Here is a 15,781-nt window from a genome sequence, read left to right on the forward strand (position 1 = left end):
CCAATGATCTCGAACAAGGTCAAGGACCTCTGGCGTGACGGCAAGCCGGTCCTGCATGGCTGGCTGTCCATCGGCAACCCCTTTACCGCCGAAATCATGGCCGCTCAGGGCTATGACGCGATCTCGGTCGATTGGCAGCACGGCGCGCTCGACTACGCCAGCCTCCTGCCGATGTTTCAGGCGATGCGCGCCTCGGGCGTGGTCGTCGGTGCCCGCGTGCCGTGGCTGGACCCGGGCCCTATCATGAAGGCACTGGACGCCGGTGCGATGCAGATCATTTGCCCGATGGTCAACACCGCGGAGGATGCGGCACGCTTTGTCAGTTACCTGCGATACCCGCCTTTGGGCCAGCGCAGTTTCGGCCCGACGCGGGCGGCTTACGCGCAAGGGGCTGGGATCGCCGAAGAGGCCAACGACCGGATCATCGGCTGGGCCATGGTCGAGACGCAAGCCGCGATGGACAATCTCGACTCCATCGCCGCGACACCGGGATTGGACGGGATCTATGTAGGCCCGGCAGACCTGACGTTTTCGCTGCATGGCGGCAAGTATCCGCCCGGGTTCGACCGCGAGGAACCAGAGATGATCGAGGCGCTGCAGGCAATCGTCGCTGCGTGCCGTCGAAACGGCATCCGCGCTGCGCTGCATTGCGGAACGGCAGAATATGCTGCCCGTGCGATCGGATGGGGTTTCGATATGACCACGGTGTCCGGCGATACTCGGCTTCTGGCCGGTGCGGCTTCTGCTTCGGTAAAGGCATTCCGTGAGGCGACCGGGGGCGCGAAAGTGGCCATGCACAAAGGGGGCTACTGATGCCCCATGTTCTCGTGGCCGGCAAGTTGCATCCCAAGGGGCGGGCTCTGCTCGACACCGCGCCGGGCGTGACGGTGCGCTACATCGATGAAATCAGCGAAGAAAGCTATTCTCCCTACATCAGTGAGGCCGATGCGCTGCTGATCCGGACCCAGCCGTTGAGCGCTCGGACAATCGCGCAGGGTGGACGGCTGCGTATCGTGTCACGCCACGGTGTCGGCTATGACGCGGTCGACGTGGATGCGCTGAGCGCACAGGGTATCGCACTGGCGGTCTGCGGCGACGTCAATTCATACTCGGTCGCCGAACATGCCTGCATGATGATCCTGGCCGCCTCCAAACGCGCCGTGCGGGCAGATGGCTCTGTGCGGATCGGGCCCTGGGGCTGGCGCAATAGCCTGGAAAGCCAGGACCTGCGCGGTCGGAACCTGCTGATCCTTGGCTTTGGCCGGATCGGGCAGCATACGGCGACCATGATGGGCGGTTTCGGCATGACGATCCGGGCCTTTGATCCCTATCTGGCGTCCCAGGGATGGCCTGCAGGGCAGGTCGCATGCGCGGCGAACCTGTCCGAGGCCCTTGCATGGGCAGATGTGATTTCCGTCAGTGCGCCCAAAGGGGCCCGCCCGCTGATCGGCGCGGCGGAATTTGAGCAGATGAAACCCGGCGTCGTGGTTGTCAACACCGCGCGCGGAGGCATCATGGACGAGGCGGCACTGATCGACGCGCTCCGGTCCGGCAAGGTCGGAGCGGCAGGGCTCGATGTCTTCGAGACCGAGCCCTTGCCCGAGACTCATCCCCTCAGGGACTTCACACAGGTGATCCTGTCGCCCCATATCGCGGGCGTGACCGAAGGCGCTTCAGAGCGGATGGCCATCGGGTCGGCCCAGAACATCCTCGATTTCTTCAGCGGAACGATCAGCCCAGACCTGGTCGTCAACGGGAACGCGCTGCACCATGTCCAGGAAACCTGACCTTCGCGTCGGCATGATCGGCACCGGGTTCATGGGCAAGGCCCATGCCTTTGGCTTCGCCGCAGCGCCCAAGGTGTTCGACCTTGGCCAGGACGTCGTGCTGGACATGGTCGCAGACGTGACGGAGGAGGCCGCCGCAAAGGCCGCCCGCGCATATGGGTTCGAACGCGCCACGACCGACTGGCGCGAGATCGTCGCCGATCCCGCAATCGACATCGTGTCGATCACCGCGCCCAACGCCCTGCACAAGGAGATGTCGCTCGCCGCCATCGCGGCGGGCAAGCACGTCTATTGCGAAAAGCCTCTGGCGCCGCTGGCCGTCGATGCCGCAGAGATGACCGCCGAGGCCGAAGCCGCCGGGGTCAAGACGCAGGTTGGCTTCAATTATCTCTGCAACCCGATGCTGGCGCTGGCGCGCGAGATGATCGCCGCGGGCGAGTTGGGCGAGATCCTGGGCTATCGCGGCATCCATGCCGAGGATTACATGGCCGATCCGGCCTCGCCCTTCACCTTCCGTCACGATCCCGAAGGCGGCGGCGCGCTGGCAGATCTCGGGAGCCATGCGCTTGCCACAGCCGAATACCTCGTAGGCCCCATTTCCGAGGTCATGGGCGATTGCGTGACGATGATCGGCACTCGCTCCGGGCGCCGTGTCGAGGTCGACGATGTGGGTCGCGCCTTCCTGCGGTTCGAAAACGGGGCCAGTGGCTCGATCGAGGGCAACTGGATCTCGACCGGCCGCAAGATGCAGCATGACTTCGAGGTCTATGGCACCAAGGGGGCACTCTGCTTCACCCAGGAGCGCCTGAACGAATTGCACCATTTCGATGCCGGTCTGCCCGTCGGCCGCCAGGGCTTTCGCCGGATCGAGGCGGGACCTGCCAACCCGCCCTACGGCCAGTTCATCGCCGCCGCCGGCCACCAGATCGGGTTCAACGATCTCAAGACGATCGAGGTTGCCGGCTACATCCGAGCGATATCCGGAGCGGAACCGGAGCCCTTCAACTTTCGTGCTGGCCTTCGCATCCAGACCCTGGTGGAGACAATCCAGGCGTCGTCCCGGGAACGGTTCTGGCGCGCGATCTGAGCAGCATCGCGATTGCGTTGCAACGAGCCGCAACGATCATTGCAATTGTGGATCGCAACCGGCTAGTCTCGATGGGCAGGAGAGGTCGCGATCAACGATGGCAAATAGCGAAATCAAGGCCCCGGAGAATTACGAGGATCTGATCCGGGTGATCCACGACCGATTTGAGGGAATGAGCAAGACTTACCAGAGGATTGCTGAGTACCTGACACAGAACCCGAACGAAGTCGCCGTTCGGTCGGTCAATTCCATCGCCACCCAAAGCGGTATCCACGCCTCGACCTTTGTTCGCTTTGCCCAGTCCCTCGGCTATCGAGGGTTCAAGGATCTGCAGGAGCTGTTTCAGCTCAGGCTCAGCACCGCCGCGCCGGGGTTCGAGGCCCGCAAGAAAGTTCTGGAGAGCGAGCTGACGCGGCACGGCACCGGGTCAGAGCTGGATTTCCTGCGGGAACTCGTTGTACGTGACATCGCCTCTCTTCAAGGGTTGCTCGAGTCGGTCGGCGCGAAGGACCTGGCCCGCGCGGCGGAGATGATCGAAACGGCAGACACCATCTATCTGGTGGGCCAGCTACGGGCGGAGCCAGTGGTTAGCCTCCTGCGCTATATCCTGACCATGCTGGGCCGGCCTTGCGTTCTTCTGGACGCAAGCGGCGGGCTGTCCACGCACATGGCGCGCAACATGGGCCCCAATGATCTGCTGATCGCCGTGTCTTTCAGGTTCTATGCGACCGAGGTGGTCAACATTGTAGAAGAGGCCGGCCGCGCCGGCACGAAGATCATCGCCGTTTCTGACAGCACATTGTCGCCGCTGATGAAACCTTCAACGATTCTCTTTGCGGTGCCCGAGCATGATTATACCTTCTCGCGGTCTTTGGCCGCGCCGATGTGCCTGGTTCAGGCGCTGATGGTCGCCGTGGCCGCCCGCGTCCAGAAAGACAAGGAAAACCCCAGAATACCGACAGTTACGGGTCTATGAGCGGTCGATGCAAGCCGCTGGCAAGTGGAGTGCACAGATACTCTGCAACATTCATTGCAGAAAATGATATTTGACAAAGATCAAATCGTAGATAATGGTTTCCAGTGAGGTGGTCGGTCCCTTTCGGCTGTCTTTAGACCAATCTTGGGAGGAACTAAGAATGAAGAAGAGCATTTTGCTCGCTACCGTTGCTGGCGCCATTTTCGCAACCGATGCGATGGCGCAGGACCTGAGCGTCTGCGTCAGCTGGTCGAACTTCCGCGAAGAGCGCTGGAAGACCGACGAAGCAGCCATCGTCGGCGCGCTGGATGCCGCGGGAGCCGAGTACATTTCCGCTGATGCGCAAACCTCGGCCACCAAGCAGCTGGCCGACATCGAGGGCATGATCACCCAGGGCTGTAGCGCCCTGATCATCCTCGCTCAGGACAGCGCCTCGATCGGACCGGCTCTGGACGCCGCCGAAGATGCAGGTGTGCCCGTGGTCGGCTATGACCGGATGATCGACGATCCCCGCGCTTTCTATCTCACGTTCGATAACGTCGAAGTGGGTCGGATGCAGGCCCGGGCTGTGCTCGAAGCCCAGCCCACCGGTCGGTACGTCATGATCAAGGGATCGCCCGTCGACCCGAACGCGGACTTCCTGCGTGGCGGTCAGCAGGAAGTGCTGCAGGCTGCGCTCGACGCGGGTGACATCGAGATCGTCGGCGAAGCCTACACCGACGACTGGCAGCCGGCCAACGCCCAGCGGAACATGGAGCAGATCCTGACCCAGACCGACAACGGCGTGGACGCTGTCGTTGCGTCGAACGACGGCACTGCCGGCGGCGTCGTCGCGGCGCTGACCGCTCAGGGCATGGAAGGGATCCCGGTTTCGGGCCAGGACGGCGACATGGCCGCTCTGAACCGCGTTGCACTGGGCACGCAGACCGTCTCGGTCTGGAAGGACAGCCGTGCACTTGGCCGCGCCGCAGGTGAAATCGCAGTTGCGATGGCTCAAGGTACGGCGATGGCCGACGTCGAGGGCTCGGCGATCTTCAACTCGCCCGGCGGCAACGAGCTGAACTCGATGCTTCTCGCGCCCATTCCGATCACCCAGGACAATCTGGACATCGTGCTTGATGCCGGCTGGATCGAAAAAGAGACTCTCTGCGCGGGCGTCTCCGGCTTGGCCGTCTGTGAATAGGCTCTAGCAGCCAAACGCAACGACCGGGCCCTGTCCGGTCGTTGCACCACTTTTTAGGGCGGTGCCTTGAGGAGGGCGCCCCGAAGGGAGGGCACCATACATGGCGGATATTTCGGAAGCAGCAAGCGCGTCCGGCACGAAACGGGGGGTCCTTGCGACGCTGGAGCTTGACGCGAGGCTTCTTGGAATGCTGGTCGCATTCCTTGCGATCGTTCTGATCTTCACGGTTTGGACCGGCGGGACATTCATCCAGCCTCGAAACGTATTCAACATCTCAGTCCAGACGGTTCCGGTCGCAATCATGGCCTGCGGGATGGTCTTCGTGATCGTGACCCGCCATATCGATCTTTCCGTAGGCTCGATGCTGGCCATGTGCTCCGCGGTCATGGCAATGTCGCAGGCCTACTGGCTGCCGTCACTCTTCGGCCTCGAATACGGCAATCCCATGGTCCTCGTGCTGACGATCCTGATCGGGTTCACGTCCGGCATCCTGATGGGCGCAGCGACCGGCTGGCTTGTGGGCTATCAGCAGATCCCGTCGTTCATCGTGACACTTGGCGGCCTGTTCATCTGGCGCAACGTCAACTGGTTCACGACCAACGGGCAATCCGTTTCCCTGACCGACCCCAACTTGCTGATGTTCGGGGGAACCGAAGGCGTCCTTGGCGCACCGGCAAGCTATGCCGTCGGTATCGCGGCGTCCGTCGTCGCCGTTCTCACGATGATGGCCGCCCGCAAGAACAAGATCGGCCATGGTTTCGTGGTCAAGCCGATGTGGGCCGAAGGAACGATGATGGCCATCATCGTCGCCACGATCATGCTCTTTGTCCACTGGCTGTCTCTCTACGAGATCCCGGCCGGCAAGCTGCGCCGCATGTTCGAGGCCCGGGGCGAGACCGTGCCTGAAGGCTATACCGCGATGCATGGCCTGCCGATCTCGGTCCTGATCCTGATCCTGGTCGCCGTGGTGATGACCGTGGTTGCCCGCAAGACCCGGTTCGGCCGCTACATCTTTGCCGCGGGCGGCAACCCGGACGCGGCCGAGTTGTCGGGCGTCGACACCAAGTGGCTGACAGTAAAGGTCTTTGCCCTGATGGGGTTCCTGTGCGGCCTTGCGGCTCTGATCGCGCAGGCCCGGTTGCAGAGCCACGGAAATGACATCGGCATGCTCGAGGAGTTGCGCGTCATCGCCGCCGCTGTCATCGGCGGCACGGCACTGGCCGGTGGCGTCGGCACGATCTACGGCGCGGTCCTTGGGGCTCTGATCATGCAGTCGCTTCAGTCGGGGATGGCCATGGTCGGCGTCGACACGCCGTTCCAGAACATCATCGTCGGACTTGTGCTCATCGTCGCAGTGTGGGTCGACATCATCTATCGCAAGCGGATGGGGATCAGCAAATGAACCGGGACGGACAGACACCCCTCGTTGAACTTCGTGACATCTCGATTGCCTTCGGCGGGATCAAGGCTGTGGATCACGTGTCCATCGACCTTTATCCCGGCGAGGTGGTCGGCCTGCTGGGCCATAACGGCGCCGGAAAATCGACCCTGATCAAATGTCTCTCCGGAGCATATCACATGGACGCGGGCGAGATCCGCGTGAACGGTGAGAAAGCCCATATCGAGAACCCGCGCGACGCGCGCGCCTACAACATCGAGACGATCTACCAGACCCTGGCGTTGGCGGATAACCTCGATGCGGCGTCCAACCTGTTCCTTGGGCGCGAGATCATGCGCAACGGGCTGGTCGACGACGCCAAGATGGAGGCCGAGACGCGCAAGATCATGGGTCGGCTAAACCCCAACTTCAAGAAGTTCAATGACCCGGTCAGTGCCTTGTCGGGCGGTCAGCGGCAGTCTGTTGCAATCGCCCGAGCGGTCTACTTCAACGCCCGCATCCTGATCATGGACGAGCCGACCGCCGCGCTTGGTCCGCACGAGACCCAGATGGTCGCTGAGCTGATCCAGGAGCTCAAGGCGCAGGGCATCGGCATCTTTCTGATCGAGCATGATATCCACAACGTGATGAAGCTCTGCGACCGGGCGAGCGTCATGAAGAACGGTCAGCTGGTCGGGACCGTGAATGTCAATGAAGTCACGGACGACGATATCCTGGGCATGATCATCCTCGGTAAGAAGCCGGCGCACCTGGCGGCCTGAAAATAGATGGCCGCGTCTCGAGCTGTCCTTGCATTGCCGGTCTGTCTGCTGGCCGGCACCGCAGCGGCCGAGGTGGCTTTTTCAGACCGTTCGGATGCGTTGCCGGTCGCCCATGTCTACAGCGGCGGCTGGACACACTTCGTCGGCGGCGGTGTCGCGATCTTCGATTGCAATGACGACCGCCTGCCGGACCTCTTCGTTGCGGGGGGCGAAAGCCGTGCGGAGCTGTTCGTCAACGCCTCCGAGCCCGGTGGCGACATCGCGTTCGGGCTCGGCGAGATGGCCGAAGTCACCGCCGTGACCGGGGCCTATCCTGTCGATGTCGACAGCGACGGCCAACTTGATCTGGTTGTCTTGCGCAATGGGCCGAACCTGCTGTGGCGGGGGGTAGGGGACTGCGGTTTCGAACCTGCCCCCTCCGACTGGCGCTTCGACGGCGGCGACGAATGGACAACGTCATTCACTGCCGCATTCGAGCAGGGGAACGCGTGGCCGACACTGGTTTTCGGCAACTACGTCGACCAACGGGACCCCGATGGTCCGTTCGGGACCTGCGACACGAACTACATCTTCCGACCCGTCGGCCGCTCCTTCGGGAGCCCCATTCCGCTCGAGCCCGGCTTCTGCGCATTGTCTATGCTGATCTCGGATTGGAAGCGGACCGGAGCGCCGGATCTTCGGATCTCGAACGACCGGCAATACTATGTCCGGAATGGCCGGGAGCAGATGTGGCGGCTGGACCCGCTGTCCGAATACGGGGCCGAAGACGGTTGGCCCGAGATGAAACTGTGGGGAATGGGCATCGCCAGCCGAGACCTGACGGGCGATGGCCTGCCCGAGGTCATGCTGACGTCAATGGGCGATCAGCCGCTGCAACTGAACCGGGGCGGCGGTGTCATGGAGAACGCCCCCTTCGACATCGGCACCTATGCCACGACACCCTATGTCGGCGACGATGGCCGCCCTTCGACCGGGTGGCATGCCGAGTTCGATGACCTGAACAACGACGGCCTTGTCGACCTGTTCATCGCCAAGGGCAACGTCGATCAAATGCCGTCCAACGCCATCCATGACCCCAACAACCTGCTGATCCAGCAACCTGATCGAACCTTCGTCGAGCTGGGCGCCGTGACCGGGGTCGGCACGACAGAGCGGGCGCGCGGGGCGGGTCTTGTCGATCTGAACCTGGATGGAAAGCTTGATATCGTCGTGGTCAATCGTCGCGCGCCGATGGAAGTCTGGCAGAACACGACATCGGATGCCGGTAACTGGCTTTCGATCGAACTTGCGTCCTCGGGCGTGAATACCCGCAGCCTTGGCGCCTTCGCAGAAGTTCGCCTGCCTGACGACCGCGTCCTGACGCAGGAGGTCACGGCTGGCGGTGGCCATGTGTCCGGCGCCGCGGGGCCGATGCATTTCGGACTGGGTATTGCCGAAAGCGTCGAGGTCCGAGTGATCTGGCCGGGGGGCGAGACGTCGGACTGGACCCCCGTTGCCGCAAACCTTCGCCTCGAAGTCAGCCCGGGACCCGAGCGCGCCTTGATCCTGGAGGACCTGCAATGATCCGCCCATTGGCCGTCGCCCTCGCTCTTTGCGCAACCGGCCCTGCGGCCGAGCCGCTGCCCGCCCCCTTGACGGATGCCGATTTTCCGCCGGTCGACATGGCCGAGGTCGAACTGGGACGGCTGCTGTTCTGGGACGCCGAGCTGTCCGGCAATCGAAACATCTCTTGCGCGAGCTGCCATCACCCTCGCTTCGGGACTTCGGACGGGCTGTCGCTGGGGATTGGCGAAGGCGGTATTGGCCTTGGTCCGGACCGACGTCCCGATCCGGATAACTACCCAGAGCAGCGAATTCCTCGAAATGCACCAGCCCTCTGGAACGTTGGGGCCCTGGGCTTCACTGTCATGTTCGCGGACGGGCGGATCGAGGCGGATCCGGGCAGATCAACGGGTTTCCGGACGCCTTTGGAAGACGAGATGGTCACCGGGTTTGATTCGATCCTGTCGGCCCAAACCATGTTCCCGGTGCTGTCGCAGGACGAGATGGCGGGACATTACGCCGAGAACGAAATCTCAAGGCTGATCCGCTCGGGTCGTATTACCGGACCTGACGGCGCCTGGTCTGCCATCTCTGCACGCATTGCTGCGATCCCTGAATACGAGCAGATGTTCAAGGACGTCTATCCAGACATCGACGCTGGCCGTCATATCGCCTTTACCGATATCTCCAACGCCATTGCCGCCTACATGGCATTCGACTTCCGGTCGGACACATCACCGTTCGACGCCTATCTGAGAGGGGACGTGCAACTTGATCCCGACGCCATGGAGGGCCTTCGCCTGTTCTACGGCGATGCAGGATGCAGCACGTGCCATAGCGGACCGCTTCTGACGGACATGCAGTTCCACGCCATGGGCGATCAACAAATCGGCCCCGGCAAAGCCGAGCGTTTCGAAAGCCACCAAAGGGACACCGGGCGCCAACGTGTGACCGGACGGCCCGAGGACGCCTATGCGTTTCGAACACCATCGCTGCGAAATGTCACGCTGACCGCGCCGTATGGTCATGCGGGCGCATATTCTGACCTGAGGCGCTATCTGGTCGCCCACATGTCCCGTGGAGAACTACCGGAGCCATATGATCTTGGGGAAGCGATACTTCCAGACATGGAATTGACTGACGAAGACTGGCCAATGGATGGGAGCCTGTCGGATCGAGCGGGTATCGCGGACGCGTCAAGGACGGCACCGATCGATACCCCTGCACTTCAGGACGCTGAGATCAATTCCATTCTCGCCTTCCTGCAGGCTCTTGAAGATCCTCAGGCCGCAAATGGTGGGCGCATGGGAATTCCGGAAACCGTCCCGTCCGGGCTGGTCGTTGAGCGGTGACTTGACAGCTCGGCAGCGGTCACCGTTCCATGACTGATCAGAGTGTGGATGGAATGTGTCCTGCGATTTCAATGGCCGCCTGTCCTCCCATGGCTGCACCGTCTTGTTGGATGGATTGGGCTGGAACCCAGTAGGCTTGCGCTTTTCGCGCCGCACTTCCGCAACGGACTTGTCGGAAAGCTGATGATAACGCACCTGTTCCAGTCCGGGCTTCAGTCACTCTGCCAACGCCTCGAAAGCCCAGGCATCGCGCGGGTTGCAGAGTGCAGCGGCGTTGCCGAAAGCGCGGCCATTCAGAGAAACGCGGTAAACCTTGATCCGGGATTGCGAACCCGAGCGTCACCGGGCCGTTCGACGCCAAATTGGTCCACCGGACCAATTTGCAAGACGCGCCTTACCTAGTTCGGTGCGCATCTTGCCGTAGTTGATCAGATTCTGCCGGTCGAGGTGGCGATCTTCTCCTTGCCGAGAACTCGCTTGAGCGTCATGAGCGTGGCGGCCTTGCTGCCGCGAGGTGGTTTCACAACCGCGCACATGTCGTCTATATGCAGGTCTAGGAGGTCGCCAACCGTCGCAATGCGGGCGGCGGACGACTTGTTCGGTGAAAGGCCCTGATCGACACACGTCTCCGCCTGACGAGCCCATTTGTGGGTGTCGCTTGTGCGGTGAAGGGTCTCGCTGGCGTGAGCCACCCTTGCGTCTGATCTGCACGGAGGTCAGGCACCGGAGGGGAGCGCGGGTAGATGGAGGCCATTTTCGTCTTGCGGCTCATGTGTGCAATGAGTCGTCGTAGAAGGGCAAATTCGGGGATATTGGGGCGTTTTCCAGCGTAGCAGCATCCGCCGCCAACAGGTTGAAGATACACAAGAGATGAAAATAGATCAAAACGCTCGACTGTCTGTCGCCCCGATGATGGACTGGACCGACAGTCGGTGCCGGGTGTTTCACCGTGCGTTGTCGCGGCACGCGCTTCTGTATACCGAGATGGTGACGGCGCCCGCCGTTCTGAACGGGGACCGGCCGCGGCTTCTGGGGTTCGATCCGGTGGAGCATCCTGTTGCGCTGCAACTGGGCGGCTCGGATCCCGGGGAACTTGCGCAGGCTGCGCGGATCGGGGCGGACTGGGGCTATGACGAGGTCAATCTCAATTGCGGCTGTCCCTCGGACAGGGTCCAGTCGGGCACCTTCGGTGCGGTCCTGATGAAAAGCCCCGAACGGGTTGCCGATTGTGTGGCCGAGATGATCGCGGCCTGTCCGGTCGAGGTGACGGTCAAGTGCCGCATCGGCGTCGATGATCAGGAGCCGCGCGAGGCGCTGCCGGCCTTTCTCGAGGCGATCTCGGGGGCGGGCGTCCGCCGCGTCACGATCCATGCGCGCAAGGCCTGGCTCAAGGGCCTGTCGCCCAAGGAGAACCGCGATATCCCGCCCCTCGACTATCCTCTGGTAGCGGAGATGAAGGCCGCCTTTCCCGATCTGCACATCTCGATCAATGGCGGGGTGACGACGCTGGATCAGGCCGAGGAGCTGCTGGGGCAGGGGCTTGACGGCGTGATGATCGGGCGCGCGGCCTATCACGACCCCTGGACGATCCTCGGGCAGGCCGACAGCCGCATCTTCGGCTCCGATGACCCGCTTGACGCGCCGCATGACGCGCTCGACGCGATCCGGCCCGCGATCGAACGTCATCTGGCCGAGGGTGGCCGGCTGCACCATTTCACCCGCCATATGCTGGGGCTGTTCACCGGGCGGCCCGGCGCGCGCCACTGGCGGCGCATCCTGTCGGAGGACGCCAACCGCGACGGCGCAGGGACAGAGGTTCTCGACCGCGCGCTTGCGGGTCTGATGCAGCGCGCCGCCTGACGAGGTGGCCATCAGCCGGTCTGGGGGCGAGACTCCCGACGTTCCCGGCCAGACCCGACCCGCGCCGATCCGACCCTTGCCACCAGACGCGCCCGGGGGCATGACGACCGGGGAGCAGAGGAGCCAAAATGCCGGATCTTTCATTATTGCTGTTGCTGGGTGCGATGCTTCTGGCAATCGGAGCCTTTGCCGGCGTTCTGGCGGGGCTTCTGGGCGTGGGCGGGGGGATCGTTCTTGTCCCGGCCTTCTTCTATGCGTTCAGCGTGCTGGGCTATGACAGCCCGCAGCTGATGCAGCTATGCCTTGGCACGTCGCTGGCCACGATCATCGTGACCTCGATCCGCTCGGTCCTCAGCCATAACCGCAAGGGCGCCGTGGATTGGTCTATCCTTCGGGGGTGGGCGCCGGGGATCGTGCTGGGCGCGATCGTGGGCGTGTGGCTGGCCACGTCGCTGCGCTCGGGCGCGTTGCAGCTCATCTTTGGCGGGCTCGCCATGATCGTCGCGCTTTACATGACGCTGGGGCGGGCAAGCTGGCGTCTGGGGCCAGAGATGCCGCGCGGGCCGCTGCGCTGGATCCTGTCGCCGGTGATCGGCTTCCTGTCCGTGCTGATGGGCATCGGCGGGGGCAGTTTCGGGGTGCCGACGATGACGCTCTTTTCCGTGCCGATCCACCGGGCGGTGGCGACGGCTGCGGGATTTGGCGTGCTGATCGCGGTGCCGTCGGTGATCGGCTTCCTGACGGTCGCGCTGCCCGATGGCGGGCGTCCGCCGCTGACCATCGGCGCGGTCAATCTCGTGGCATTCGGGCTTGTGATCGCGATGACGCTGATCACGACACCCTATGGTGCGGCGCTGGCCCACAGAACGGATGCGGCGCGGCTGAAACGGATCTTCGGGCTGTTCCTGTTCCTTGTGGCGGCCAACATGCTGCGCAAGGCGGCGGGCTGGTGACAGCGGCCGAAAGGCTCGCGCGGGACGGCTATGCCGTGCTGCCGGCCGATCCGCGCGTCCTGCGCTGGGCTGACGCGGCCAGTCAGGCTGGCCGCCACCTGCTGGCCGGGGTCGAGACGCGGGCAGGTGCCCTTCGCCATGGCGGGACGTGGTTTGTGGGCGTCGATGCCCTGCCCAACGGCCCCGACGGTGCGATCGGGGGCGTGCCGCTGGCGGGGCCGTGGGAGGAGGTTCTGGATTGGCCCGGCCCTTGGCATCCCGCGCAGCTGAGCGCCGTCTTTCCTGGCTATCCGGGCCGCGATCCGGGTGAGAGCGAGGCCGCCCATGGCTACAGGCTCAGGCGGGATGCGGCCCACCTTGACGGGCTTCTGCCCGTCGGGCCGGAGCGCCGCCGCCACCTGTGCGAACCGCATGCGGTTCTTCTGGGGCTGCCGCTCAACCCCGCTTCGCCGGGGGCGAGCCCTCTCGTCGTCTGGGAGGGCAGCCACAGGATGATGGGCGAGGCCCTGACACGTCGTCTCGACGGGGTGCCGGCCGACCGTTTGGCGGATGAGGATGTGACAGAGGCCTATGGCGCGGCCCGGCGCGCGGTTTTCGGTGCGTGCCCGCGCCGTGAATTGCCTCTATTGCCGGGGCAATCGGTGGTCGTGCACAGGCATATGCTGCACGGCATCGCGCCCTGGCGGCGCGGCGCATGGGTCCGGGGACCTGCGCGGATGGCGGCCTATTTCAGGCCCGTCTTCGGGGATCCGGCCCGATGGCTGGCGTGATTGTCCCCCCGGGGGGCGGACCAAAATTAGCTAATTTTGGTCCCGGCCGCGCGCCAGGCGCGCGGCGCGGCCGCCGCGCCGGCCCTTTGGGGCCGGGTCGCGGTCGGGGAGGGCGGCCATGATCTCGCGGCGCATCTCGGGGCTCATCCGGCTCCAGGCCGCGATCTCGTCGATCGAACGGCTGCAGCCGGTGCAAAGCCGCGTCTCTGGATGGATCACGCAGATTTTCACACAGGGGCTGTCGATTTCCGCGCGCGCCCAGACGGCGTCGGATGGGTCGGGTTTGCTCACGCCTGTCTCCTGATATGCCCGAGCCGGTCGAGCAGTCCCTGCAATATATAGCTCGCCGCGACATGGTCGATGACCTCTGCGCGACGTTTTCGTGTCGTATCCGCCTCCAGAAGCGCGCGTTCGGCGGCCACCGTCGAAAGCCGTTCATCCCAGAAGGTGATGGGCAGGTCCGTCAGGCGCGACAGGTTGCGTGCGAAGGCGCGGGTCGATTGGGCGCGCGGGCCTTCACTGCCGTCCATGTTGCGCGGCAGGCCCAGCACGATTCCGCCCACCTCGCGCGCGGCGATCAGCGCCAGAAGCGCCTCGGCGTCGAGCGTGAACTTCCGCCGCTTGATCGTTTGGAGCGGCGTCGCCACCGACAGGAGCCTGTCGGATATCGCCACGCCGATCGTCTTTGTTCCGAGATCAAGCCCCGCAAGCGGCAGCCCCTGCGGCAGGAGCGCGGCGAAATCGCCCGGTTCCTCGACGATCATTCCCCCACGATCCCGGCCCCGATCGCCGCGTTGCGCAGCGTCTCGGCTGAGGCGGGGTCGGTGGCGAAGATGTCGCGGCCCTCAAGGAAGATCGCCTCGGCCCGCTCCCTCTCGCCCAGCACGCCGAGTGCCGTGATCAGCCGGGCCCATTCCTCGGCCGATCCGCCTTCGGTCGCAAGCCGGTCGGACAGGCTGTCGACCATGCCGCGGATCATCTGCTGCCGGTCTTCGGGCGACATGTCCTGCGCCGCGGCGATGTCTTCGGCGCTGGGGCCGGGCGCGTCGGGCAGCGAGTAGTCGATGCCTGCGCGGAAGGCCACGTCCTCGATCTGGCGACGAGCCAGTTCGCCATGAACATTGCCGGGGCCTGCCTGTTCGACGACCTGACGCCAAAGGCTGAAGGCCAGTTCGGGGCTATCGGTCTGGGCATAGAGCAGCCCTGTGTAATAGCGCGCAGCAAGATTGCCGCGATCCTGCTCGAGAATCTCGGCGATGATCCGGTCGACCTCGGGCGAGACAAAACCATCGGCGGCTGCGACCAGACGATCGACGAGCGCAACCTTGTCGGCGGCAGTCGCCGCATCGCCCTTCAGCGCGATCACGCGCTCCTGCGCGCGGGCCGCGGCGGCGAACCGGCCAAGCCGGGCTTCGTGCAGCGACAGAAGTTCCCAGCCCTGAAGGTCTTCGGGCCGGGTCGGGACGATCTCGCGCAATTCGGTGACCATGGTGACGTAATCTTGCGGCAGGCCCGGCGGGACCGGCGGATCGACCTCGCCGGTTTCGGCCAGTCGCCGGGCGGCGACACGAGCCTCGGCCTCGGTCTGGCTGATCCGGCTGTCGCGCATCTGTTCGCTGAACTCGACCCGCTGCGCCAGCGGGATATCGGGATAGCCCGGCGCCCCGAGCCTGTCATAGGCAAACAGGCCCCCGCCCACGAGCACGATGGCCGAGAGGCCCGCCAGGGCCCAGGTCGCGCCGCGGGGGGCCTCGTGCGCGGCCTGCCGGGCCGATTTGTCTGCGGTCAGGAGCCGTCGGGCAATCTCGGTGCGGGCGCGTTCGGCCTCTTCGGCATCCATGACGCCGCGCGCCACGTCGCGGTCCAGCTCGCTCAGCTGATCGCGGTAGATGCCCAGATCTCCATCGTCGGCATCGGCATCGGACTGCCGCCGGAAAAGCGGCAGCAGAAGCGTCACGGCTACGGCGCTGGCGGTCAGGCCGGCAATGATCCAGAACATCATGTCTTTCGGTCCCTCGTGGCGCGAAGTTCGCTTTACTTACTGGCTCCTCCGGCAATCCGAAAGGGGGCGCGGCCAAACGCCACCGATGGGGGCGGGGGGCTTGCCTTTT

16 protein-coding genes are annotated in these 15,781 nt (G+C 64.2%); 12 read left to right on the top strand and 4 right to left on the bottom strand.

The genetic code is table 11. From position 1 onward, the window contains the following. Positions 1-3: 3 nt before the first annotated feature. The 9 genes from EP376_RS15270 to EP376_RS15310 all read left to right on the top strand — a co-directional run bounded on the left by EP376_RS15270 (position 4) and on the right by EP376_RS15310 (position 10,087). Positions 4-813 carry an HpcH/HpaI aldolase family protein gene (locus EP376_RS15270; protein WP_127656488.1) on the top strand — a complete coding sequence of 270 codons (810 nt, stop codon included), beginning with the start codon at positions 4-6 and terminating at the stop codon, positions 811-813. After that, positions 813-1,787, top strand: a complete 975-nt coding sequence (locus tag EP376_RS15275) for a hydroxyacid dehydrogenase (protein WP_127656489.1) — start codon at positions 813-815, stop codon at positions 1,785-1,787. The genes EP376_RS15270 and EP376_RS15275 overlap by 1 nt, the downstream gene beginning before the upstream one ends. After that, positions 1,771-2,874, top strand: coding sequence for a Gfo/Idh/MocA family protein (locus EP376_RS15280; RefSeq protein WP_127656490.1), 1,104 nt, complete (start codon positions 1,771-1,773; stop codon positions 2,872-2,874). The genes EP376_RS15275 and EP376_RS15280 overlap by 17 nt, the downstream gene beginning before the upstream one ends. 97 nt (positions 2,875-2,971) lie before the next feature. After that, a complete protein-coding gene (locus tag EP376_RS15285) occupies positions 2,972-3,850 on the top strand; it encodes a MurR/RpiR family transcriptional regulator (protein ID WP_127656491.1) in 879 nt (292 codons plus the stop codon). Positions 3,851-4,010: 160 nt separating this feature from the next. Next, positions 4,011-5,033: a D-xylose ABC transporter substrate-binding protein gene (xylF, locus tag EP376_RS15290; RefSeq protein WP_127656492.1), complete on the top strand. Its 1,023-nt coding sequence runs from the start codon at positions 4,011-4,013 to the stop codon at positions 5,031-5,033. A gap of 100 nt (positions 5,034-5,133) precedes the next feature. Beyond that, positions 5,134-6,435, top strand: a complete 1,302-nt coding sequence (locus EP376_RS15295; RefSeq protein WP_127656493.1) for a sugar ABC transporter permease — start codon at positions 5,134-5,136, stop codon at positions 6,433-6,435. After that, entirely contained in the window at positions 6,432-7,193 is a 762-nt protein-coding gene (locus EP376_RS15300) for an ATP-binding cassette domain-containing protein (protein WP_127656494.1), read from the top strand. The genes EP376_RS15295 and EP376_RS15300 overlap by 4 nt, the downstream gene beginning before the upstream one ends. A 6-nt stretch (positions 7,194-7,199) precedes the next feature. Continuing rightward, positions 7,200-8,756 (top strand): CRTAC1 family protein, encoded by a 1,557-nt coding sequence (locus EP376_RS15305; RefSeq protein ID WP_127656495.1) that lies wholly within the window; start codon positions 7,200-7,202, stop codon positions 8,754-8,756. Continuing rightward, positions 8,753-10,087, top strand: a complete 1,335-nt coding sequence (locus EP376_RS15310) for a cytochrome-c peroxidase (protein WP_127656496.1) — start codon at positions 8,753-8,755, stop codon at positions 10,085-10,087. The genes EP376_RS15305 and EP376_RS15310 overlap by 4 nt, the downstream gene beginning before the upstream one ends. A gap of 428 nt (positions 10,088-10,515) precedes the next feature. On the opposite strand, the gene EP376_RS23335 is transcribed toward EP376_RS15310, so the two are convergent. Next, complete coding sequence (locus EP376_RS23335; protein WP_127656497.1) at positions 10,516-10,779, bottom strand: hypothetical protein; 264 nt, start codon at positions 10,777-10,779, stop codon at positions 10,516-10,518. A 178-nt stretch (positions 10,780-10,957) separates the two neighbouring features. On the opposite strand from EP376_RS23335, the gene dusA reads away from it, so the two are divergent. From dusA to EP376_RS15330, 3 genes are all read left to right on the top strand, one after another. Then, positions 10,958-11,947: a tRNA dihydrouridine(20/20a) synthase DusA gene (gene dusA, locus EP376_RS15320; RefSeq protein WP_127656498.1), complete on the top strand. Its 990-nt coding sequence runs from the start codon at positions 10,958-10,960 to the stop codon at positions 11,945-11,947. Between the two features lie 128 nt (positions 11,948-12,075). After that, positions 12,076-12,900 carry a sulfite exporter TauE/SafE family protein gene (locus EP376_RS15325; protein ID WP_127656499.1) on the top strand — a complete coding sequence of 275 codons (825 nt, stop codon included), beginning with the start codon at positions 12,076-12,078 and terminating at the stop codon, positions 12,898-12,900. Then, positions 12,897-13,670: a hypothetical protein gene (locus tag EP376_RS15330; protein ID WP_127656500.1), complete on the top strand. Its 774-nt coding sequence runs from the start codon at positions 12,897-12,899 to the stop codon at positions 13,668-13,670. The genes EP376_RS15325 and EP376_RS15330 overlap by 4 nt, the downstream gene beginning before the upstream one ends. A gap of 30 nt (positions 13,671-13,700) precedes the next feature. Here the strand turns inward: EP376_RS15330 and EP376_RS15335 are convergent, their stop codons facing one another. Genes EP376_RS15335 through ccmI form a run of 3 tightly spaced genes read right to left on the bottom strand, consistent with a single transcriptional unit; the run spans position 13,701 to position 15,672 of the window. Continuing rightward, positions 13,701-13,961 (bottom strand): DUF1289 domain-containing protein, encoded by a 261-nt coding sequence (locus EP376_RS15335; protein ID WP_127656501.1) that lies wholly within the window; start codon positions 13,959-13,961, stop codon positions 13,701-13,703. Continuing rightward, on the bottom strand, positions 13,958-14,434 hold the full coding sequence (gene ruvX / locus EP376_RS15340) for a Holliday junction resolvase RuvX (RefSeq protein ID WP_127656502.1): 477 nt from the start codon (positions 14,432-14,434) through the stop codon (positions 13,958-13,960). The genes EP376_RS15335 and ruvX overlap by 4 nt, the downstream gene beginning before the upstream one ends. Continuing rightward, entirely contained in the window at positions 14,431-15,672 is a 1,242-nt protein-coding gene (gene ccmI, locus EP376_RS15345; protein WP_127656503.1) for a c-type cytochrome biogenesis protein CcmI, read from the bottom strand. The genes ruvX and ccmI overlap by 4 nt, the downstream gene beginning before the upstream one ends. Positions 15,673-15,781: the final 109 nt, after the last annotated feature.

Source organism: Alexandriicola marinus, assembly GCF_004000435.1.
In the GTDB taxonomy this organism is placed as follows: Bacteria; Pseudomonadota; Alphaproteobacteria; order Rhodobacterales; family Rhodobacteraceae; genus Alexandriicola; species Alexandriicola marinus.